The sequence below is a fragment of the Rhodococcus sp. BH5 genome (assembly GCF_027583855.1).
GTDB lineage: Bacteria > Actinomycetota > Actinomycetes > Mycobacteriales > Mycobacteriaceae > Rhodococcus_F > Rhodococcus_F qingshengii.
In genome coordinates, this window is record NZ_JAJHVW010000001.1 from 1,052,591 (window position 1) to 1,074,505 (window position 21,915).

Here is a 21,915-nt window from a genome sequence, read left to right on the forward strand (position 1 = left end):
CCATGTCAGCCGAATCGCTGCACGCCTCCGCCAAGGGCGTCCTGGAGGGCTGGGAGACGTCCTCCGAAGCGGACGAATCATTGCGGCACACGATGCTCGCGTTCCTCGATTCGGCTCCGGACGGCTGCCTTCGTCGCCACGCACCGGGACACATCACCGCGTCGTCTCTCGTTCTCGACGAGAGTGGCTGCCACGTCTTGCTGACCCTGCATCCCAAGGTGGGCAGGTGGATTCAGCTCGGCGGCCACTGCGAGCCCGACGACGAGACGGTGGTAGATGCGGCATTGCGGGAAGCTCGCGAGGAGTCCGGAATTCACGACGTTCGGATAGACGCGGACCTACTCTCCGCCCACACGCATCCGATCACGTGCTCACTCGGAGTACCGACTCGCCATCTCGATCTACGGTTTCTTGTTGTGGCGCCGGACAATTCACATATCGTCCGCAGCGCAGAGTCCACCGACCTCAGATGGTGGCCGGTGGACGCGCTCCCACCTACAGCGGAACGCGAGACCATCGACCACCTGGTCGCGCTCGCCCGTCAGCGCAAGAATCAGGACTGAATCGGAGAAAGCTGGGGCTGCTTGGCGCTCACGCCGTCGCCCGAAGATGTTCCCTTCACGCGCCGAGCTACCCACGGCACCAAGAACTCTCGCGCCCATTGACGATCCTCGCGACGAGTTTCGGCTTTCGTGAGAACCGGCGCAGGCCCGAGATCGGGCGGGGTCAATCCGTGTTCGACGCCGAGCACGTCGAGCACACGCGTCGCCATGTTCTCGTGCCCGGAGGGCGACATGTGGAGGCGATCCCAGTCCCACATCCGAAGGTCCTGATATTCGGAGAATCGCCAGAAGTCGACGAGGGTCGCGTCGTGGCGGTCGGCCACCTCGCGAACAAGCTCGTTGTAGATCGCCAGACGTCCGCGGAGCTTGCCGAAGAAGGCGGACCATCCGGTGTCGTACGCGGTGAACATCAGAACCCGAGCGCCGGATGCAGTGAGCTGACCGATTGCCGAATCGTAGCGGGCGACCATCGCATCGATGTCGAGCTTCGGACGCATCATGTCGTTTCCGCCGGCGTAGATGGTCACCAGATCGGGCTTCAACGCCAGAGCGGGTTCCAACTGCTCGTCGATGATCGGTCCGAGTAGGCGACCACGAATCGCCAGGTTGGCGTAGCGGAAGTCGGGATTGTTCACCGCCAGCTGCTCGGCCACTCGGTCTGCCCACCCGCGCAGACCGTTGGGGAATCGTTCGTCGGCGTCGCCGACGCCCTCGGTGAACGAGTCACCGAGGGCAACGTAACGGCTCGGAAGAGAAGTCATACCCGCCAGTATTCCAGTAGGTCAGCTAACGATCACACATCTGTGCTGAAGCGCACGCCACCGTCCGGCAGCGTCACCCCCGGCCACACGCGTGCGCCGCGCAACAATTCACACCGCGCACCGATGTCCGCGCCGTCGCCGATGACAGCGTCGCGGACCAGCGCTCGGGGTCCGATACGGACGCCGAATCCGAGGATCGATCGTTCGACCACCGCGCCGGCTTCCACAACGGCGCCGTCGAAGAGAATTGCACCGTCGAGGCGAGCGCCTGCGCCGACTTCTGCGCCCCGACCGACAACCGTGCCGCCGATCAGGACAGCGCCCGGCGCGATTCCGGCTCCGGGGTGAACCAGCGACTCGCCGCGCGGACCTTCGAGAGCCGGCGAAGGTGCGATACCTCGCACCAGGTCGGCGGAACCGCGAACGAAGTCCTCGGGGGTTCCCATGTCACGCCAGTACGACGAGTCGACGTGACCGAACACCCGCTTGCCCTCGGCCAGCAGATTCGGGAACACCTCGCGCTCGACCGATACCGGTCGTCCTTCGGGGATCTGTTCGATGATTTCGCGCTTGAAGACGTAGCAGCCGGCGTTGATCTGATCCGTCGGCGGATCCTGGGTCTTCTCCAGGAATGCCGAGACTCGTCCGTCCTCGTCGGTCGGAACACAACCGAATGCTCGCGGGTCTCCCACACGAACCAGATGCAGGGTCACGTCGGCGTCCGTCTTCTCGTGGGTCTCGAGAATGCCGTTCAGATCGGTGCCACCGAGCACGTCGCCGTTGAACACCATGACGTTGTCACCGCGCAACTTCGGCAGCACGTTGCGGATTCCGCCACCGGTGCCCAGCGGTTCGGTCTCGAAGACGTAGTCGATCTCGAGGCCCATCTTGGAGCCGTCGCCGAAGTAGTCCTCGAATACCTCTGCCTTGAAGGACGTTCCGAGCACGACGTGCTTGATTCCGGCTGCCTCGATGCGGGCGAGCAGGTGCGTCAGGAACGGAAGGCCGGCTGTCGGAAGCATCGGCTTGGGCGCCGACAGCGTCAACGGACGCAGCCGAGTGCCCTTGCCGCCTACCAGGATTACGGCGTCGGTCGGATTCGAATCGGACATCATTTTCCCCCGTGGTTCGAAACTGATGGGTTGTCGGTCGAGTTGTCGGTGCGAGCGCGCTCGCGAACTGCAGAAGCTACGGCGATCTTGGATCGCACCGCGAGGCCACCGCGCAAGGCAAGTCGTAGCGGAGCCTGCCACCAGTGCGGATGGCGATCAGCCTGGAACTGGTACGCACTGCGATGATGGGCAGGCAACATCAGTTCCGGATGACGTCCTGCCGCATGGCCTTTGGCATGGGTGACGACGGCCGAGGGGACGAATACGTTGAGCCACCCGGCTTTTCCGAGGCGGTCACCGAAGTCCACGTCCTCCATGTACATGAAGTAACGAGAGTCGAAACCTGAGATGGTGTCGAAGGCGTCGCGTCGCACCAGCAGGCACGACCCGGAAAGCCACCCCACTGCACGCTCGGTGACGGCCTCGTTCTCCTGACGGTAACGAGCAGTCCACGGGTTCTTCGGCCATACGGTACCGAGCAACGCGTGCCCGACGCCCGAGGTGATGTCGGGCACCGTTCGCGCCGACGGATAGACACTGCCGTCCGGTTCGAGGACCTTCGGCCCCAGTGCACCGGCCCTTGGCCACCGATTTGCCGCAGCCACCAATTCGTCGAGTGAACCGGGTGCCCATTGGACGTCCGGGTTGGAAATCACGACGAATTCGATCGACGAATCGATCTCCGCTACAGCCCGATTTATCGCTCCCCCGTACCCGATGTTTCCGCCGGTTCGAAGCAGACGGACATGCTCGTACTTGGCATCGGCGGCCTCGGGGGCACCATCGGTCGACCCATTGTCGGCCATGATGACCTGGGGTTTTTCTGTCGTCGCCACAGCGAGCGTGCTCAAGAAATTCTCGAGATGCTCGCCTGGCGAGTAGGTCACCGTTACCACGGCCAGCTTGGGACTCACGCCGGTCAGCCTAGCCGTCCGCGGCCACTGTCCCGAACAATGCTCACGCCAGAGCGGCGTGCAGAGCCTCTCGCCACGGACGCAGCGGCGTCATTCCCGCGGTAACCCACGCGCGCTCGGACAAGACCGAATATGCCGGGCGCGGGGCAGGGCGTACGAACTCCGCACTACTGCACGGGCGCACCCGAGCAGGGTCTGCTCCGATCTCCTCGAAAACAGCTCGCGCCAACTCGTACCAACTTGCTTGCCCGCCGTTCGTCACGTGGAATGTCGACGCACCCGTGAAGTCCAGCAGCGCGAGTTCGACGATGCCGCCGGCCAGATCGACGCTGTACGTGGGTGACCCGATCTGGTCGTCCACGACGTTCACGAATTCGCGTTCGGCTTCGAGCCTTCTCATCGTGGCGACAAAATCCGTGCCGACACCGGAATACACCCACGCGGTGCGGACAACGGCCGCGTCAGCCCCCGACTCTCGAACAGCGATCTCGCCGTCCAGTTTGGTTCGGCCGTAGACCGTCGCGGGACCGGTCGGTGCATCGACGTCGTATGGCGAGCTTGCATCGCCAGGAAAGACGTAGTCCGTCGAAACGTGGATCAACCGCGAACCCGCCCGCGCACAGGCTTGCGCGAGATTCCGCGGTCCGATCTCGTTGACCGCCCTCGCCGCCTCCTGGTCGGTCTCGGCAGCATCGACGGCCGTGTACGCAGCGCAGTTGATCAGCACCGAATCAGGCGAGACGAAGTCGTCGACCGCGCGGCTGTCGGTGATGTCGAGCTCGCGGGAACCGACGGCCGTCACAGTGTGACCCGCCGACGTTGCGAGAGCATCGATACGTGTTCCGAGCTGCCCTCGGGCGCCGGTGAGCAGGATATTCGTCACACGGTTGAGTCTGGCACGCCGCGTCGAGGTACCCGCGGCCGAGCATCGGACCAGTAACCTGAAGGGGTGTCCCACCAGCAACCGCAGCGCCGCGCGCGTCCACGACCTGCGCCGATTCGGACCAAGACGAGCCCGGCTCGCATAGCGGTCGCGGTGCTGTCCGTGCTCGTACTGCTGGTCACCGGGTTCGCGTGGCGGGGTGTGGACTCGTTGAGAAACAGCCTTGCCACTGCCAGCGGACTCGGCCTCGGTGGCGGCAAGGACGGCGCCATCGACATTCTGATGGTGGGAACGGACAGTCGAACGGACGCGCACGGCAACCCGCTCTCACAAAGCGAGCTCGACTCGTTGCGCGCAGGTGAGGAAGTTGCGTCCAATACCGACACCATCATCTTGATCCGCGTCCCCAACGACGGGAGTTCCGCGACCGCGATCTCGATTCCCCGCGACGCGTACGTCAACGTCCCGGGTATCGGTATGTCGAAGATCAACGCCGCGTTCGGTGCCACCAAGGAAACCGAACGGCTGAAGTTGGTCAACAACGGGTCGTCCGACAGCGACGCAGACAAGAAGTCGACGGAAGCCGGCCGGACCGCGCTCATCGGAGCGGTGGCGAATCTGACCGGCATCACCGTCGATCACTACGCCGAAGTCGGACTACTCGGATTCGTCCTGCTGACCAACGCAGTGGGCGGAGTCGACGTGTGCCTCAACGCGCCGGTAGACGAACCGATGTCCGGAGCCAATTTCGCGGCCGGGAAACAGACACTCGACGGTGCCGACGCGCTGAGCTTCGTGCGACAACGACACGATCTTCCTCGCGGCGACCTGGACCGGATCGTTCGCCAGCAGGTGTTCATGGCTTCTCTCGTCAGCAAGGTACTCAGCGCAAAAACCCTCAGTGACCCCGGCAAGCTCAGTCAGCTGACCTCGGCTGTCCAGCGTTCCGTCGTGATCGACGACGACTGGGACATCATCGAGTTCGCCAAGCAGTTGCAGAATCTGGCCGGCGGCAAGGTGCAATTCGAGACAATTCCCGTTCTCGACATCAACGGCATGACCGATTACGGCGAGTCCATCGTCAAGGTCGATCCCAAGGCCGTCAAGAAGTACATCGCGGGATTGGTCGGCGCCGACAGCGAGGACTCGGAGGAGACCTCCGAAGCACCGACCACGGTGAATGCGTCCTCGATCACGGTCGACGTCGCAAACGCCAGTGACATCGCAGGGTTGGCCAGCGGGGTTTCCGAAGCGTTGAGTGCCCTCGGGTACAAGCAGGGTCAGGTCGGCAACAACACCGGCTCCGACGTCACCGAATCGACGGTGTTCGCAAAGTCCGCGGACGACGACGCAGCACTCGCGGTCGCCGAGGCACTCGGCGGTCTGACGGTCAAGGCGGATTCGTCATTGTCCTCGGGCAAGGTTCGGGTTGTCATTGCCGAGGACTACAGCGGCCCGCAGTCCGCGGACGCGGTGTCCCCGTCCGAAGGAGCGACAAGCACGACTGAATCGTCGAGCACCACCGAGACCAGCCCCACTCCCGCCCCTCCCGGTCCGCCGATCGACGCGGCCTCCAACGGCCCGCGCTGTGTCAACTGAAAAATTGTGTGAACTGAGCGGCTGCGTAAGCTGACGACGTGCCTTCGCCTGTAGACAACCTGACCGACGCCCTCCTCGGACCGATCCTGGCTGCCGACCCGGCCGGCCCTCGCGTGACCTACTACGACGACGCCACCGGCGAGCGCATCGAATTGTCTGCGAGCACTCTGGCCAATTGGGCGGCAAAGACAGCGAACATGGTTCGCGACGAGTTCGCTCTCGAGCCCGGCGGCAAAGTTGCCGTGCTGCTTCCCGCGCACTGGCAGAGCGTCGCCGTCTTGCTGGGTGTGTGGTGGGCAGGCGGTGAGGTGGTCCTCTCCCCCGACGCCGACGCCGAACTGGCTTTTGTCACTGCCGACCGACTGGACGATGTTGCGGACGTACCGGAAGTAGCCGCACTCTCCCTCGACGCGTTCGGCAAAGGTTTGAGCGATCTTCCGCTCGGCGTCGCCGACTACGCAACCTCCATCCGTGTGCACGGCGACCAGTTCCGTAGCGCCGGAGCCGGTTCGGCGCTGGAAGGCCGGTCCGTAGCGGACACGATCGACGCGGCACGGACATCGGCGAAGAACGTCGAATTGGTGTCGACGGATCGTGTCCTCTCCAGTCGCACGTGGGACACGGCAGACGAATTGATCGACGGGCTTCTGGCAGTTCTCGCCGCGGGTGCCTCACTCGTGCAGGTGGCCCACCCGGACGCGGAAGCTACCGCGCGCCGAGTGGGCACCGAGAAGGTCACGAAACAGCTCTGAACGCTAGCTCGCGAGAGCTGTTACCGGTGACACCAGCCCCGCCCGCCTAGCGGGGAGCAGTGACGCGATCACACCGCAGATTCCGCCGATCAACACGATGGCTACCAACTGCACCCACGGCACTGCGCTGAGGGCGACGTCCTCGATCCCGAATACCGATGCGGTACCGGCTACACCGAACACCATCCCGAACAGCACTCCGATCACCGATGCGACTCCTGCCACCAGCAGTGCTTCCCAGATCAACATGGCTCGAATTCCCTTCTTGGTCAGTCCGAGTGCGCGAAGCAGTCCGGATTCGCGGCGCCGTTCGAGAACGGACAGTGCCATGGTGTTTCCGACGCCGATCAAAGCGATCAACACCGCTACCGACAGCAATCCGGCAACCACCATGAGCATGGTGTCGAGGATCGAATCGAGAGCTGAACGCATCTCGGTCATGCCCTGAACATCGCTGCCCGGCGCTCCCTGGCGTGCCAGTTCGGTGATGCGGTCGGTGGCGGCCAAAGCCTGTTCGTCAGTATCCGTCCCCAGCCTTACCCAGTACGAATCGGTGGTCGGCGCGGTGGCCGCTGCACCGAGATCGCCTCGATCCAGTAGTGCTGGTTGACCTTTCACGCCCTCGACCACGCTGACGTTCACGACGCCGCGATCCCCACGCACCGTCGCCGTATCGCCCGCCGAAAGCTTGTATTCGGTCAGGTCAGCGGGCGAGAGCACCAACTGACCGGCCGCGGGTACCGAGATCTCGGTACGCAGAACATCTTTCACCCGAGCAGCGTCGACGCCGAATCCGGCCAACGAACCGCGCCCGTCGATCGTCAGTTCGGCCTTGTCCAGACCGCTCACCGCGCCGACACCGTTGACCGCGGCGATGTCTGTGCCCAACCCTGCGGGAAGCGGTGCCGAACCTGAACTGCTCACCATGACGTCGACGGGGAATTGACTGTCCATCGCCGCGGGTGCGGCTTCCTTGACCGTCGCGATTCCCACGACGAGCGTGCTCGTCAAGGCAACACCGATCAATAATGCGGTGGCCGTCGCCGAGGTGCGGCGTGGGTTCCTACCGGCGTTGCCTGCTGCCAGGCTTCCCACCGGACCGATCAGTCTCGCCAACACTCCGCCGGCCGCATTGATCAGTGCAGGCACGATTCGACCGGACAGTGCCGCGATCCCCAGGAACGAGAACAGTCCACCGGCGGTTGCCGCCGGCACCTGCTGATTCGTCACTCCCAGGACGGTCATCGCGATGCCCGCGAGCAGGGTCACGACGCCGAGAACCCGGCGCACCACCGATACCTGAACGCTCTCAGGCTTGGACTCCATCGGCTGCAGTGCTGCCAGCGGGGAGAGCCTCGTTGCCGCCCGCCCGGGCGCAGATGCAGCGAGCATCGTCATCACGATGCCGACGGCAAGACCGACGAGCACGGTCACCGGGGTGACGCTCAGTGACGAAAGAGGAACCGGCACATCTGCGGCCGTTGCTACGCGACCGATTGCCCAGGCAAGTCCGACACCGAGTCCGACGCCGATCACCGAGGCGATCACGCCGACCGCCGCGGCTTCACTGCGAATGCTCCGGCGAACCTGTTTGGCCGTGGCGCCGACGCATCGCAGCAACGCAAGTTCCTGAGTGCGCGCCGCGAGCAGCACGGCAAATGTATTGGCGATCACCAGCGCGGCAACAACAACGGCGATGGCGCCGAAGGCGAGCAACACCGTGCTGAGGATCTTGGTGCCGCCCATGTATTCGGCTGCGGCGTTGTCTGTGGCTTCTTCGCCGGTCAGCACGGTGGAGTCCGCGGGCAACGCGCTCGCGATCGAATCCACGAGTTGTTGCTGAGAGCGTGAACCGTCACCGGCGACACGGAACTCACGTTCGGCACTGTCACCGGCCCACGCGCTCACCTGCTCGGCGGTGGTGAATATCTTGATCCCGCCCAGTCGTTGCGCCGAACCGGAGAGGTCGACCAGTCCGACTACCTCCGCGGTGGGTGCGGCGGCACCGACCGTCGAATCCCGTGCCGTGACTGTGATTCGGGCACCGATCGGTATCCCGGAGTCCGCGCTCACCAACACCTGCCCCAGACCGGCCGGAATCGATCCCTCCGACACCTTCTCCCAACGCAATTCGGGATTGTCGGCAATCGAGAGCGCATCCCCGTAGGACGCGCCCTTTGCCTCGGAGTCGACACGAACATAGGTCGACACGTCGTCGGCCACCGCCGAGACGCCCGGCACCGCGCTCAGCAGTGCTTCTGTCACGCCTGGACCGGACGCGACGACATCTGTGGTTTCGTATTGCGTCGCAAGTGATTTGCTCACACTCGCGTCGACCGTCGAGCTCAAGGTCAAAGTCGCGACGATGTATCCGACGGCGATCACCACCGCGAGTATCGACGCCACATAGCGCCCGGCATGTGCCCGCGCCTGCGCAAAAGCCAGACCTCTCATCGCAGTGCACCCGAAACTGCAGGAACATCGGCCAGGTCGTCGGCACCGAGAGCTCGCATGGCACCGATCACCGAGTCGACGGTGGGATGGTCGATCTCTCCGGCTATACGCCCGTCCGCGATCAACACGACTCGATCCGCGTACGACGCCGCCACCGGATCGTGTGTCACCATCACGACCGTCTGACCGGTCTCCCGGACACTGGTGCGCAAGAGTCCCAGAACCTCTGTCCCGGAACGGGAATCCAGGTTGCCGGTAGGCTCGTCGGCAAAGATCACGTCGGGCTGGGGCAGTAATGCACGGGCGACAGCTACACGTTGCTGCTGACCGCCGGACAACTCGTGCGGCAGGTGGTCGAGGCGCTGCGACAGGCCCAGCTTTCCGATCACCTCGTCCATCCACTCGGACGAGGGTTCACTACCTGCCAGCTTCATCGGCAGCAGCATGTTCTCCCGAGCAGTGAGCACCGGTAGCAGGTTGAACGCTTGGAAGACGAATCCGATCCGCTCGCGTCGCAGTTCGGTGAGCTCCGTGTCGCCGAGTTTCGTGACTTCGGTGTCGCCCAGGAAAACCTGCCCACCCGAGACCGTGTCGAGTCCGGCCAGGCAGTGCATGAGCGTCGACTTTCCGGAGCCGGACGGGCCCATGATCGCGGTGAACCGCTCGCGACCGAAGTCCACGTCGACTCCGCCGAGCGCGTGAACCGTGGTCTCACCGGTGCCGTACACCTTGGTGACACCGCGGGCAGTGATCGCCGGCACTGCGGCTGGTTCCGTCGTGGTGTGCGCATGCATTTTTTGCCCTCCGTAAAGCTTCTCGCTATGACGGAATCGACGTTATTGCAGCGCAAGTGGTCTCCGCGTCGGAGTGCGGGGCGATCTTGGAGAGCCCGGTGTCATCCCGGGGTAGGACTGGACAGGGCGGCGTGTCAGCCCTCGGTGCCGAGGAGATCTGCGCGCCGGACAAGTCCGATCTGGAAGGCGAAGACGACTGCCTGTACACGATCACGAGAATGAGTCTTTGAAAGAACCCGTCCGACATGGGTTTTCACTGTCGTCTCGGAGACGTGGAATTTCGCAGCGATCTCCGAATTCGACAGCCCGTACGCCATGGCTTCGAGCACCTCGACCTCGCGCGGCGTCAACTCTTCGGGCAACTGCGCTTCGGGCGCCGAGCCTTCCAGGAGTGGCCCGACGTGCTGAAGCAGTCGCCGAGTGGCCCGGGCTTCGATCACCGCGTCCCCGCGGTGCACGGTGCGGATGGCGTCGAGCAACTGCTCCGGTGGCACGTCCTTGAGCAGGAAACCACTGGCGCCCGCCCGGATAGCCGACATCACGTACTCGTCGTTGTCGAAGGTGGTGAGCACCACGACCTTCGGCGCATCGGGGTCGGCCAGGAGCCGACGAGTCGCCTCGATGCCGTCCATCTTCGGCATCTGGACATCCATCAGAACGACGTCGACATGACGGGCGGCCAACTCGGTCAACGCCTGCTGACCGTCCGAAGCCTCGACAACCACCGACAGATCCGGCTGTGAGTCGATGACCATTCGAAAACCTGCGCGGACCAGCTGCTGATCGTCGATCAGTGCCACTGCGATCGGAGCCACGTGTTCGTCCATGCCACTCACCTTAAGACCTTCGGACGTTTCAAGACCTACCCAGACGTTCGTTCGTACGGCAAGACGGCCCGGACGCTGTATCCGCCGCCTGATTTCGGTCCGGCGGTCACTTTGCCTCCGTGCAGCTTGGCTCGCTCGGCCATTCCGATCAGTCCCTGTCCGCCTGGTGACGATTCGACCAGCGCGGCGCTGCCGCCTCGTCCGTCGTCGGTGATACCGAGAACGAGTTCGGTTTCAGCCCATGTCATCTCGACGCTCGCCTGTGCTCCAGGCCCCGCATGTTTGAGAACGTTCGTCAGCGATTCCTGCACGATGCGATACGCCGTCAACCCCGCACCCGCAGAGAGTTCGCGTGGTTCCCCGGTCACACTGACGGCGATGTCGAGTCCGCTGCTGCGTAACTCGTGGAAGAGACTGTCGATGTCGCCGGCGCCCGGGATCACCGAGAAATCACGGGGCGTGTCCTCACGCAGGACGGACAGCAGCGATCGCATGTCGGTCAACGCTTGGCGGCCGGTGGAGGCAATTGTCTCGAGTGCCTGAATTGCAGCCTGAGGATCCTTGGCCGCGCTGTAGCGTCCACCGTCGGCCTGAGCGATGACAACGGTCAACGAATGCGCGACGATGTCGTGCATCTCGCGCGCAATCCGCGAGCGTTCGCTGATCGTCGCGATTTCCGCTTCCTGCGCACGCTCGAGTTCGAGCAACCGTGCGCGCTCGGTCAGACCTTCCAATTGTTTGGTGCGAACTCGACGCAAATCACCGAACGCCCAGACCGCGAGCATGAAGATCATGACGGCCACGGACTGCATGACCTGCGAGGACACCGGGATTCCGTCGTAGCCGAAGTATCGAACAGTCCCGGCAATCGAGCCGAGCAACGCAAGCACCAGCCCGGTGAGTGAACTCCACCGAGCACCATAGGCGGCCAGCGCGTACAGGGAGATGGGTACGACAACGGCCGATGCGAGCAGTGTGTTGCCGATGAAGATCACGTGTAGAACCGCGAATCCTGCGATCACCATGCCGGAGAGTTCGGGGCGCGAGCGTCGCCAAACCAACGGAACGGTCATACCCAGCGAGATGAACACCGCCAGCGGACTCGCCTCGACCGCCACGACAACGCTGAACAGTGCGGCAACCGTCGCAATGCAGATGTCCACACCGCGAGCATGTTCCGCGCTCCAGCGGACGAAGCGTTCACTAGTCGGAAAACGAGCCATGCCGCCAAGAGTAGCTTTTACTGACGAGCTTTCACTCAGGTGCGGTAACCGCCGTCTTCGAGTCCGGCCTCGATTTCGAATCGGTTCCGCGGCCCCCTGTGACGCAGTTCCTCACGGAGGTACAACAACCCGAATATGATTCCGTACCTGGCCCATTGGTCCGCGTGGACTGCCTCGTGGCGAAGGACGGATCGCGTCGTGTTTCGCCGCGTGAGATACACACCACCGAGAGTTGTTCCCCCTCTGGCGAACCCGCTGCGCAGCCCGGAAGCGACGAAGATCCCGGACTCGTCGTCGAAGCGGATGTCCGCGCGGAGAATCCCGGCGTAGAACAGGGCGACGCGGGTGACGAATGCGGACTGCGCGCTGCCCCGACTCGCTCGGATCAGCGGCAGCCCGCGTCGTGCACACACGAGAGAATCAGCCCAGCAGTTTCTCGCGGAGCGCCTTGTCCTTGTCGAGCACCATCGACTCGAGGCTCTCCTGGAACGCCACCATCCGCCGCTGCAGTGCGGGATCCGAAGCACCGAGAATCCGAGCAGCCAGCAGACCGGCGTTGCGGGCGCCACCGATCGACACTGTCGCCACCGGGACGCCGGCCGGCATCTGGACGATAGAAAGCAGCGAATCCATACCGTCGAGGTACTTGAGCGGCACCGGAACACCGATGACGGGCAACGGCGTGGCCGAGGCAACCATGCCCGGAAGATGCGCGGCGCCACCGGCACCGGCGATGATGACCTTGATTCCGCGGCCGGAAGCTTCCTTGGCGTAGTCGAGCATCCGCTGAGGCGTGCGGTGCGCCGAGACGACACCGACCTCGAAGCGGATACCGAACTCGGCCAAAGCTTCGGCTGCAGCTTCCATGGTCGGCCAATCCGAATCGCTGCCCATGATCAGGCCGACCTGCGCGCTCTCACTCACCGTGTACATCCCATCCGTCGGTCCAAACTGCGTACGAAAGCCAATATGCTGCGCGCTCGGCGCGTTCCCGAACTGCGGCAACGTAATTCGGATCGTCGATGGATCCGGCGCCGCCCACGATGTTGACGTGTCCGATCTTGCGATCCTTGCGCTCACCTTTGCCGTACAGGTGGATCTTCGCGTCGGGCATCCGCGCGAACAGGTGATGGACGCGCTCGTCCATCGTCATCTCGGGAGCTTCCGGCGCACCGAGAACATTTGCCATCACGGTGACCGGCGCGATCGGCGACGTATCTCCGAGCGGGTAGTCGAGAACCGCGCGCAGGTGCTGCTCGAACTGAGAGGTGCGGGCGCCGTCCATCGTCCAGTGACCGGAGTTGTGCGGGCGCATGGCCAGCTCGTTGACCACGAGAGTGCCGTCAGTCGTCTCGAAGAGTTCCACGGCCATCGAGCCGACAACACCGAGCTCGGACGCGATGCGCAACGCCAATTGTTCGGCTTCCTCGGCAACGGCGCTCGAAAGGGCGGGAGCAGGTGCGATCACGACGGCGCACTGGCCGTTGCGCTGAACGGTCTCTACGACCGGCCACGTAGCGCCCTGGCCGAACGGCGACCGCGCGACCATGGCGGACAGTTCCCGACGCATCGAGACCATTTCCTCGACGATCAGCGGAACACCCTTGTCCAGCTGCTCGGTGACGATGGCTTCTGCTTCGTCCTGATCGTCGGTGATCCAGACTCCGCGGCCGTCGTAGCCTCCGCGAGTTGCCTTGATGACAAGCGGCCAACCGTGTTGCGCACCGAAACGCACGACGTCTTCTGCCCACGTCACTTCGGCGTACACAGGTACGGGCGCGCCCAGTTCGGCAAGTTTGCGACGCATCAGCAGTTTGTCCTGAGCGAAGATCAGAGCCTGCGGCGGCGGCTGAACGTTCACGCCTTCGGCAACAAGAACCTCGAGATGCTCCGTGGGCACGTGCTCGTGGTCGAACGTCAACGCGTTGGAACCGACCGCTGCGCGTCGAAGAGCGTCGAGGTCGGTGTGGCTGCCGAGCACGACGTCGGGGCTGACCTGAGCTGCCGGCTCGTCCGAAGTCCCGGAGAGCACTCGGAGCGTCTGGCCCAGGGCCACCGCCGCCTGGTGAGTCATCCTGGCCAACTGTCCGCCACCGATCATGGTGACGACGGGCATGGATGCTTTTGCCGGTCGAGGGGTGGTCGGGCGGGCGGGGATCTGCGCGGGATCGTTGTTGCCGGTCACGGCTCTCTATGTTGTCATGTGCCGCGTTCGCCCGTTCATTCAGCGTTCCCAATCTGTGATTCTGCTGATGAATCCGCGGCAAATTGGTGGTAACGCGGTTTCGTTTCGTAAACTCATCTGTTGTGCCATTTGTCGACGGGGTCATTGCCCGCATACCCCAACCGTTTCGTGACATCGCTCTGCGTCACAGCGAGCTGATCAAATTCGCGATCGTCGGCGGAACGACCTTCCTCATCGACTCGGGCATCTTCTACACACTCAAGCTGTCGATCCTCGAATCCAAGCCGATCACGGCCAAGATCATCGCCGGCGTCGTCGCGGTGATCGCGTCGTACATTCTCAACCGCGAGTGGTCGTTCAAGAACCGTGGTGGCCGTGAACCAGCGCACGAAGCTGCGCTGTTCTTCATCATCAGCGCCATCGGTGTCGTCATCAGCTTCATCCCGCTGTACATCTCCAGTTACGTCTTCAACCTGCGCGTACCCGAAGTCAGCTTGGCGACGGAGAACATCGCCGACTTCATCAGTGCATATGTCATCGGCAACCTGCTGCAGATGGCGTTCCGATTCTGGGCCTTCCGCAAGTTCGTGTTTCCCGACGAGAATCCGGAACCGCTCGAACTGTCCGACACCACAGGGTTGCCCGAAACCACAGCGTTATCCGAAACCACAGCGCCTGAGCCGGTAATTCCTGACGCCGAAGAGGAGCTCGGGCACTCCTGAGTTTTCCGTCTGCGCCGGCCTTTCGGTCAGCGCGGTTCGCGGCGCGGAACGACGTCCGCGGTCGGCGCCGTGTTGGCCACCGGCAGGAAGACGGCGAACAAGGCAGGCTTACGCCTCTGCAGTTCCAGTCGGCCCCCGTCGGCTTCGATCAGTGCACGTGCGAGCGCCAACCCGACGCCGGTGGACCCCGCCCCCGAAAATCCTCTGTCGAAGATGTGCGGCGCCAGATCGTTCTCCACACCGGAGCCTTCGTCGGTGACCTCGACGCACACCATCGAGTCACGGCGAGACGAGCTGCGACCCGTACCGTCGATCAATCGCACCGACACCGTGCACGTGCCTTCACCGTGTTCGAACGAATTGTCGACCAGAACGGAAACAGCTTCACGCAGACGCGAACCTGTGGTCGCAGCCATCACCGTGCGATCGCCGCGTAGGCGCAGCCTGCGTCCCTCTCCGTCGAACTGAGCCTGCCAGTCGCGAGTCACCTGTTCCAGCTCGCCGACTACCGACACCAGACTCGCCGATGACCCACTGGTGCGCGACGAGCGAATCAGGTCGTCGATTCCGTCGGTGAGCCTGTCCACTTGCGCCATGGCTTCCTCGGCCTCGTTCACGACGTCAGGATCTTCGTGAACGGACAACTCGTCCAGGCGCAGCCGCACTGCAGTCAGTCGACTGCGCAGTTGATGCGAGACGTCCGCAACCAGCGCGCGCTCTCGTTGCAGCCGCACCGAAATCTCCACGGTTGCCGCATCGAGGACGTCGGACACGCGGTCGAGTTCGGGGATGTCGTGCCGACGAGGATCCGGCCGGAAGTCGCCTTCGGCGAGGCGCGCCGCCCGGTCGGCCACATCCTGCAGCGGATCGGCAAGCCGACGCGCAGTGACCACAGCAACCACGGTGCCTGCCGTGATGGACAGAAGCACGAGCACGCCGACAGCCATCACCGCCTGCTTCTGCTGGGTGCGCAGGTTCTCCGACGGCACCTCGAGACGCAACGAGCCGGACGTTCCCATCGCGAGCGATTCGACGAGTGCGTTCTTGACCGTCGCCTCACCGACGTCGACGCGTGCGGCGCCGTCGACGACGGTCGGATACACGACGACGAGGCGCCCGTCGTTCGGGGTGAGAACCTTGAGCGAATCTGTGTTCAACGCACCTTCGACGAGTCCGTTCGTCCCCTCTTGCGCGATGACCTCAGCGGCCATCCGGTCGAGGCGCACCCGGAGATCACTTCGCGTCACGTCCTCCACCCAGAGCCACGCCGTGTAGATCAGCGGAACCCCCAGCAGCAACGCCGTCATGATCACGACAGCGAGAATCGACTGCAATATGCGACGCCGCATGCCGGCAGTTCCTGATTCTCGAGAAGTTAGTCGGTGTTGATTCGGAAACCGACACCGCGGACGGTGGCAATCCTGCGTTCCACGGCGGGGCCCTCGTCGCCGATCTTGCGGCGCAGCCACGACATGTGCATGTCGAGCGTCTTCGATCCACGAAGCTCGACGTCGCCCCACACCTCACGAAGGATCGTATCGCGCGAGACCACTTCCCCGGCGTGCTCGAGGAGGACCCGCAGAAGCTCGTATTCCTTGTTGGCCAAGGCGATTTCGGAGCCGTTGACGAGTACGCGTCGTGCCGCGGGCTCGAGCCTGATGCCACCGACCTCGACGATCGTGTCCTCGCGGCCACCGTGGCGACGCAGGAGTGCTCGCACACGTGCCATCAACTCGGCGAGACGAAACGGCTTGCTGACGTAGTCGTCGGCGCCCGCGTCCAACCCGACCACGAAGTCGACTTCGTCGGTCCTGGCGGTCAACATCAGCACGGCGAGCGAGGTGCGATGCGCACGAATCTGTCGGCAGACCTCGAGGCCGTCCATGCCCGGAAGGCCGAGATCGAGAATCAACAGGTCGAAATCACCTTCGAGCGCCTGCTGCAACGCAGCGGGTCCGGTCGGTTCGACCGTCACCGAATACCCTTCACGCCCCAAGGCGCGGGAAAGGGGTGCAGCAATGGCCTCGTCGTCTTCGGCTAGCAATACGGCAGTCACACGAACAGACTACGGACAACACGCCTTTGCACGTTGATTACCAGCCATTTCGATCATTCGGGTCGTCGTTTTCACCTGACGGCCACTGCGGTGCCTGCGATGGTGGCTGCTGCATGGAATCGAAAACCTGGTGATACAGCAGGGCGTGAACGTGCTCGACGTCAGGAATGTCGTCGAACTCGAGCGGATCGTCACTGGCAGATGCGATGACCAGAGTTCCGGTCTTGAGCATTCGATCGATCAGGCCGTGACGGAACTGAACATTGCTGATCCGTCCCATGGGAATGTCGATACCCGTGTGCGTGAGCACTCCGTGGCGGATGAGCACTCGCCGATCGGTGACGATGAAATGCGTGAACTTCCAGACCGTGAACGGCGCAACCGATCGCCAGGCCACGACACCGAGCCAGATGATTCCGACGGCAATGGACGACACGGTGCGAGCCGTGCCGTCCAATCTCGTCTGTGCGAGGCCCAACAAGAAACCGGCGACGGCCGTCGCAAGTACGAACGTCAGCGCCGGAAGCACCAACATCTTCCAATGAGGATGGCGATGCAGTATCAGTTCCTCGTCCTGAGCGAGGGCGTCTTCGGGATATCCCATGACGGGAAGTCTGCCACCCCGCACCGACTTTCAGGCATACCGACTTTCAGGCACACCGACTTTCAGGCACACCCGCCTTCAGGGCAACGCTCAGGGCTGCGCGATCTTTCGCAGCACCAACGGGGTCACGACGATGATGATGCCGTACAGCACCATCCACACGCCGACCACGATGCGGAAGACGTCGAGCGAGAGTTCGGGCTGCAGAAGGACGATTGCACCCGCGACGATGCTGATGACTCCGAGCACGATCGACAGACCGCGATCGACGGTGTGCCCGGACGCCGCGTCGACCAGATCGAGAACGCCACGGAATACCCACCAGGCACCGATCACCAACGCGATCAGAACCACCGTCTGCAAAGGGCTACGGAGAACCAAGAATCCGAGGAGCACTGCCAACGCGCCGGAGATCGCGACGAGCGTGCGAGTTCCACCCGAAGCCGTCACGTCCGCGAACGAACGGATGATCTGAACGATTCCGAATCCGAACAGCTGGATCGCAATGACAACCGCGACCACGAACAGGGTGGCATCCGGCCACGCGAGTACCGCGATACCCAGTCCCAATGTGAGGACACCGAGCAGCACCGTCACGCCGGTGAGTACGCGGCGAGCGCTCTCGGCCGTCTCGGCTTCGGTCGGAACAACGATCGGTGTGGTCATGACGCCCCTAGGCAGCTCGGTAAATCCCGCAGTTGAGTGAAATGAAGGACGGACGGTTGGTTCAAAACCGGTCCGGGCCAAAAATTAGCACTTTGGTGCCAGAAAATCCGGCAACGTTCACGATTCGGTGACCGGGGCGGCGCGAAGGTGCGTGATATCACCCGCTGCGACCGCAAAGGTCTCCCCATCTGTTCCCTCGATTTCGATGACGACGCGTCCGGAAGTGTCGACGTCGGTCGCGATACCGAACACCTCCTTGTCGCCCGGCAAGACCGCGCGGACTCGTTTGCCCAGCGTCCCGCAGCGCTGCCGGTATTCGGCAGCCAACACAGATGTATCCCATTTCGACGATTCCCAAGCACGGAATTGCGTCGCCAATTCACGGGCGATTGCGCGAACGAGAGTGTCGCGGTCGACAGTCGATGCTTCTTCGATCAGCAGTGACGTAGCGGTCGGGACGGGCAACTCCTCGACGCCGAGGCTCACGTTCAGCCCGATCCCCACCACCACCGCGGGATCGGGCGCCGTCCTCGCCACCTCGGCCAGAATGCCGGCGACCTTCTTGTCACCGATGAGAACGTCGTTCGGCCACTTGAGTTCTGCGGGCACTTCGGCCACGTTGCGCAGCGCGTCGACGACCGCGATTCCCGACAGTAGCGGGAGCCAACCCATGTCCGCGAGATTCATTCCGGGCATCGACAGCAGAACCGACATCGAGATCTGCGCTTGCGGCGGACTCACCCACGTGCGCGAATGACGGCCACGGGCACTCGCCTGATATTCGGCGATCAGAACGTGACGGTCGGCATCCGGATCTGCCGCTCGCGCAAGGAGATCCGCGTTCGTCGAACCGGTCTCCTCGACAACGTCGAGGCGGTTCCAGAAAACGCGCGCGTCGTCGTTGTCACTGCGCACGAGTGCGCGTCGTAGGGCATTGCCGTCGAGGGGCGGTCGGTTCAAGTCGGTCCACATAGCCCCAGCCTATGACGACGGCGAGAATGTACTGGTCAGTAGCTTGAGCCTGCAAGACAGCGACAATCGGACCTGCCTTCGAAGCCCCCCACGCACTCTCGTTAAGCTCACGTCCATGACCACTGTCCAAGAGCCGAACGCGCCGGAGGCGGCGGCCGCACCCGATATCCACACGACCGCGGGAAAGCTCGCGGACCTGCGGAATCGCCAAGCCCAGGCGCAGGCACCGAGCGGCGAAGCCGCCATCGACAAGGTGCACGCCAAAGGCAAGCTGACCGCCCGCGAGCGCATCACCGCCCTCCTCGACGAGGGCTCCTTCGTCGAACTCGACGCACTGGCACGGCACCGAAGCGTGAACTTCGGTCTCGCTGACAACCGCCCGGTCGGCGACGGCGTCGTCACCGGTTACGGCACCATCGACGGCCGCGACGTCTGTGTCTTCTCACAGGACGCCACCGTTTTCGGCGGATCGCTCGGCGAAATCTACGGTGAGAAGATCGTCAAGGTCATGGACCTCGCGATCCGCACCGGACGGCCCCTCGTCGGCATCAACGAAGGTGCAGGCGCGCGCATTCAGGAAGGCGTCGTCTCGCTCGGCCTCTACGGCGAGATCTTCCACCGCAACGTCCAGGCCTCGGGTGTCATCCCCCAGATCTCACTGATCATGGGACCCGCCGCCGGCGGCCACGTGTACTCCCCCGCACTGACCGACTTCGTCGTGATGGTCGACGAGACCTCCCAGATGTTCGTCACCGGCCCCGACGTCATCAAGACGGTCACCGGTGAAGACGTCACGATGGAAGACCTCGGCGGCGCTCGCACCCACATGGTCAAGTCCGGCGTCGCCCACTACGTCGCTTCCGGCGAGCAGGACGCACTCGACTACGTCAAGGACCTGCTCAGCTACCTGCCGTCCAACAACCAGGCAGCAGCTCCCCGCGGCGAGATCACCGACCCCATCGTCGGTTCGATCGAAGACAGCCTGACCGCCGAGGACATCGAACTCGACACCCTCATCCCGGACTCGGCCAACCAGCCGTACGACATGCACGAGGTCATTCGTCGCATCCTCGACGACGACGAGTTCCTCGAGGTCCAGGCCGAGCGCGCGATGAACATCATCGTCGGTTTCGGTCGCGTCGACGGACGCTCGGTCGGCATCGTCGCCAACCAGCCCACCCAGTTCGCGGGCTGCCTCGACATCGACGCCTCGGAGAAGGCCGCTCGCTTCGTGCGTACCTGCGACGCGTTCAACGTCCCGATCATCACCCTCGTCGACGTTCCCGGTTTCCTCCCCGGAACCGAGCAGGAATACAACGGCATCATCCGTCGCGGCGCGAAGCTCCTCTACGCGTACGGCGAGGCAACGGTCGGCAAGATCACGGTCATCACCCGCAAGGCTTACGGCGGAGCGTACGACGTCATGGGCTCCAAGCACATGGGCGCCGATGTGAACCTGGCATGGCCGACCGCTCAGATCGCCGTCATGGGTGCATCCGGAGCAGTCGGATTCGTCTACCGCAAGCAGCTTCTCGAAGCCGCGAAGAACGGCGAAGACGTCGATGCACTGCGCCTCAAGCTGCAGAACGAGTACGAGGACACACTCGTCAACCCGTACGTCGCCGCTGAGCGCGGATACGTCGACGCTGTCATTCCTCCGTCGCACACCCGCGGACAAATCGTTTCCGCATTGCGACTGCTAGAGCGCAAGGCCGTTTCCCTTCCGCCCAAGAAGCATGGGAACATTCCCCTATGACCGCAACCACCGAGGACATTCTCAGCGAAGATGTCGCACTGGCGGAGACCGCACCGACCAACGGTGCGGTCGTCGAGGGAACCGCGACGGATGCTTCGCTCACGGAGCTGACCGAGACGTCGACCTCCGACGCGTCGGTCATCAAGATCGTCAAGGGTTCGCCCACGGACGTCGAGATCGCGGCACTGGTCAGCGTGCTTGCTGCGGCTGCCGGCAGCGGTCAAGCTCCCGAGTCGAACGTTCCCGCGGAGACCTGGGGCGATCCGACTCAGTTCCACCGCACGCGTGCGCCGTTCTCGCCGTACGCGTACCTGAACCCCGCGATCCGTCGCAGCTGACGATCACTCTGCTGACGTGACTCAACTGGTTCTAGCTTCAGCGTCCCCGGCTCGCCTCGCAGTTCTGCGGGCGGCCGGGGTTTCGCCGCTTGTGCGTGTCTCCGGCGTCGACGAGGACAAGATCGCCGACAACCTCGGACCCGACGCCGCCCCCGAAAAAGTCGTGACGGTACTGGCGGAGGCCAAGGCCGCCGAGATCGTTCCCGGTCTTGCCGCCGACAATCTCACCGACGTAGTCGTTGTCGGGTGCGATTCGATGCTCCTGATCGACGGGCAACTTCAAGGCAAGCCGGGCAGCGTCGATATCGCCCGTAAGCGATGGGCCGCAATGGCCGGACGCAGCGCCACTCTCTTGACCGGGCACTGTGTCCTACGCGTCGCCGACGGCCGCATCGTCCGCATGGCCTCGGATCACAGCGCAACAGTGGTTCATTTCGCGCAACCGTCCACCGAGGATCTCGAGGCATACCTGGCAACGGGCGAGCCGCTCCAAGTCGCCGGAGCATTCACGCTCGACAGTCTCGGCGGCTGGTTCGTGGAGAGGATCGAGGGTGATCCCTCGAGTGTCATCGGTATCGGATTACCTTTGGTACGAACACTTCTCGAGCGTGTCGGGGTTTCCGTCTCGGATCTCTGGCGCACGCAGAGCATCTTCTGACGCGTTTTCTCCAAGCACGTTTTCTCCAAGCACCACTGACCAGCCCCGCATCGGGTCCATGCCGATGCGAAGCTGG

Annotated in this window: 23 protein-coding genes; 7 read left to right on the top strand and 16 right to left on the bottom strand. The window is 63.6% G+C overall.

Features of this window, described 5'->3' with window-relative positions; translation table 11 throughout:
• Positions 1-2: 2 nt before the first annotated feature.
• Entirely contained in the window at positions 3-563 is a 561-nt protein-coding gene (locus RhoBH5_RS04825; protein WP_003940680.1) for an NUDIX hydrolase, read from the top strand.
• On the opposite strand, the gene RhoBH5_RS04830 is transcribed toward RhoBH5_RS04825, so the two are convergent.
• Genes RhoBH5_RS04830 through rfbD form a run of 4 tightly spaced genes read right to left on the bottom strand, consistent with a single transcriptional unit; the run spans position 554 to position 4,233 of the window.
• Entirely contained in the window at positions 554-1,324 is a 771-nt protein-coding gene (locus RhoBH5_RS04830) for an SGNH/GDSL hydrolase family protein (protein WP_003940765.1), read from the bottom strand. The two genes, RhoBH5_RS04825 and RhoBH5_RS04830, sit on opposite strands and share 10 nt — an antisense overlap.
• A 32-nt stretch (positions 1,325-1,356) precedes the next feature.
• Positions 1,357-2,439 (bottom strand): NDP-sugar synthase, encoded by a 1,083-nt coding sequence (locus RhoBH5_RS04835; RefSeq protein WP_270007989.1) that lies wholly within the window; start codon positions 2,437-2,439, stop codon positions 1,357-1,359.
• Entirely contained in the window at positions 2,436-3,350 is a 915-nt protein-coding gene (locus RhoBH5_RS04840) for a glycosyltransferase family 2 protein (RefSeq protein ID WP_003940999.1), read from the bottom strand. Before RhoBH5_RS04840 ends, RhoBH5_RS04835 begins: the two co-directional genes overlap by 4 nt.
• Positions 3,351-3,393: 43 nt before the next feature.
• Positions 3,394-4,233 (bottom strand): dTDP-4-dehydrorhamnose reductase, encoded by an 840-nt coding sequence (gene rfbD, locus RhoBH5_RS04845; RefSeq protein WP_054802243.1) that lies wholly within the window; start codon positions 4,231-4,233, stop codon positions 3,394-3,396.
• A 66-nt stretch (positions 4,234-4,299) separates the two neighbouring features.
• Here rfbD and RhoBH5_RS04850 point away from each other — a divergent pair, with 66 nt between their 5' ends.
• Positions 4,300-5,832: an LCP family protein gene (locus RhoBH5_RS04850; protein WP_269616166.1), complete on the top strand. Its 1,533-nt coding sequence runs from the start codon at positions 4,300-4,302 to the stop codon at positions 5,830-5,832.
• A 38-nt stretch (positions 5,833-5,870) separates the two neighbouring features.
• The gene (locus tag RhoBH5_RS04855) at positions 5,871-6,584 is read left to right on the top strand and encodes a TIGR03089 family protein (RefSeq protein WP_270007990.1); all 714 of its coding nucleotides are present in this window, start codon (positions 5,871-5,873) and stop codon (positions 6,582-6,584) included.
• A 3-nt stretch (positions 6,585-6,587) separates the two neighbouring features.
• On the opposite strand, the gene RhoBH5_RS04860 is transcribed toward RhoBH5_RS04855, so the two are convergent.
• The 7 genes from RhoBH5_RS04860 to RhoBH5_RS04890 all read right to left on the bottom strand — a co-directional run bounded on the left by RhoBH5_RS04860 (position 6,588) and on the right by RhoBH5_RS04890 (position 13,998).
• The gene (locus RhoBH5_RS04860) at positions 6,588-9,038 is read right to left on the bottom strand and encodes an ABC transporter permease (protein WP_070162703.1); all 2,451 of its coding nucleotides are present in this window, start codon (positions 9,036-9,038) and stop codon (positions 6,588-6,590) included.
• Positions 9,035-9,832 (bottom strand): ABC transporter ATP-binding protein, encoded by a 798-nt coding sequence (locus tag RhoBH5_RS04865; protein ID WP_007731166.1) that lies wholly within the window; start codon positions 9,830-9,832, stop codon positions 9,035-9,037. The genes RhoBH5_RS04860 and RhoBH5_RS04865 overlap by 4 nt, the downstream gene beginning before the upstream one ends.
• Before the next feature lie 134 nt (positions 9,833-9,966).
• Entirely contained in the window at positions 9,967-10,659 is a 693-nt protein-coding gene (locus tag RhoBH5_RS04870) for a response regulator (protein ID WP_003940960.1), read from the bottom strand.
• Between the two features lie 35 nt (positions 10,660-10,694).
• On the bottom strand, positions 10,695-11,882 hold the full coding sequence (locus RhoBH5_RS04875; RefSeq protein ID WP_165638244.1) for a sensor histidine kinase: 1,188 nt from the start codon (positions 11,880-11,882) through the stop codon (positions 10,695-10,697).
• Positions 11,883-11,917: 35 nt separating this feature from the next.
• Complete coding sequence (locus tag RhoBH5_RS04880) at positions 11,918-12,295, bottom strand: hypothetical protein (protein ID WP_054832030.1); 378 nt, start codon at positions 12,293-12,295, stop codon at positions 11,918-11,920.
• 7 nt (positions 12,296-12,302) lie between these two features.
• The gene (gene purE, locus RhoBH5_RS04885) at positions 12,303-12,815 is read right to left on the bottom strand and encodes a 5-(carboxyamino)imidazole ribonucleotide mutase (protein WP_054187636.1); all 513 of its coding nucleotides are present in this window, start codon (positions 12,813-12,815) and stop codon (positions 12,303-12,305) included.
• Entirely contained in the window at positions 12,799-13,998 is a 1,200-nt protein-coding gene (locus RhoBH5_RS04890) for a 5-(carboxyamino)imidazole ribonucleotide synthase (protein WP_442972451.1), read from the bottom strand. The genes purE and RhoBH5_RS04890 overlap by 17 nt, the downstream gene beginning before the upstream one ends.
• Before the next feature lie 191 nt (positions 13,999-14,189).
• Between RhoBH5_RS04890 and RhoBH5_RS04895 the strand changes: the two genes are divergently transcribed.
• Positions 14,190-14,789, top strand: a complete 600-nt coding sequence (locus tag RhoBH5_RS04895) for a GtrA family protein (RefSeq protein WP_081557655.1) — start codon at positions 14,190-14,192, stop codon at positions 14,787-14,789.
• Positions 14,790-14,815: 26 nt separating this feature from the next.
• Here the strand turns inward: RhoBH5_RS04895 and RhoBH5_RS04900 are convergent, their stop codons facing one another.
• The 5 genes from RhoBH5_RS04900 to RhoBH5_RS04920 form a co-directional block, all read right to left on the bottom strand.
• Positions 14,816-16,138 (bottom strand): sensor histidine kinase, encoded by a 1,323-nt coding sequence (locus RhoBH5_RS04900; protein ID WP_003940828.1) that lies wholly within the window; start codon positions 16,136-16,138, stop codon positions 14,816-14,818.
• A 26-nt stretch (positions 16,139-16,164) separates the two neighbouring features.
• Positions 16,165-16,845, bottom strand: a complete 681-nt coding sequence (locus RhoBH5_RS04905) for a response regulator transcription factor (protein ID WP_003940916.1) — start codon at positions 16,843-16,845, stop codon at positions 16,165-16,167.
• A 37-nt stretch (positions 16,846-16,882) separates the two neighbouring features.
• Positions 16,883-17,449: a PH domain-containing protein gene (locus tag RhoBH5_RS04910; RefSeq protein WP_003941034.1), complete on the bottom strand. Its 567-nt coding sequence runs from the start codon at positions 17,447-17,449 to the stop codon at positions 16,883-16,885.
• 90 nt (positions 17,450-17,539) lie between these two features.
• On the bottom strand, positions 17,540-18,115 hold the full coding sequence (locus RhoBH5_RS04915) for an HdeD family acid-resistance protein (RefSeq protein WP_003941007.1): 576 nt from the start codon (positions 18,113-18,115) through the stop codon (positions 17,540-17,542).
• A 117-nt stretch (positions 18,116-18,232) separates the two neighbouring features.
• A complete protein-coding gene (locus RhoBH5_RS04920; protein ID WP_003940755.1) occupies positions 18,233-19,087 on the bottom strand; it encodes a biotin--[acetyl-CoA-carboxylase] ligase in 855 nt (284 codons plus the stop codon).
• Between the two features lie 115 nt (positions 19,088-19,202).
• Here RhoBH5_RS04920 and RhoBH5_RS04925 point away from each other — a divergent pair, with 115 nt between their 5' ends.
• Genes RhoBH5_RS04925 through RhoBH5_RS04935 form a run of 3 tightly spaced genes read left to right on the top strand, consistent with a single transcriptional unit; the run spans position 19,203 to position 21,839 of the window.
• Positions 19,203-20,843: an acyl-CoA carboxylase subunit beta gene (locus RhoBH5_RS04925; protein WP_003940853.1), complete on the top strand. Its 1,641-nt coding sequence runs from the start codon at positions 19,203-19,205 to the stop codon at positions 20,841-20,843.
• Complete coding sequence (locus RhoBH5_RS04930) at positions 20,840-21,181, top strand: acyl-CoA carboxylase subunit epsilon (protein ID WP_007731147.1); 342 nt, start codon at positions 20,840-20,842, stop codon at positions 21,179-21,181. The genes RhoBH5_RS04925 and RhoBH5_RS04930 overlap by 4 nt, the downstream gene beginning before the upstream one ends.
• 16 nt (positions 21,182-21,197) lie before the next feature.
• The gene (locus RhoBH5_RS04935) at positions 21,198-21,839 is read left to right on the top strand and encodes a Maf family protein (RefSeq protein WP_007731146.1); all 642 of its coding nucleotides are present in this window, start codon (positions 21,198-21,200) and stop codon (positions 21,837-21,839) included.
• Positions 21,840-21,915: the final 76 nt, after the last annotated feature.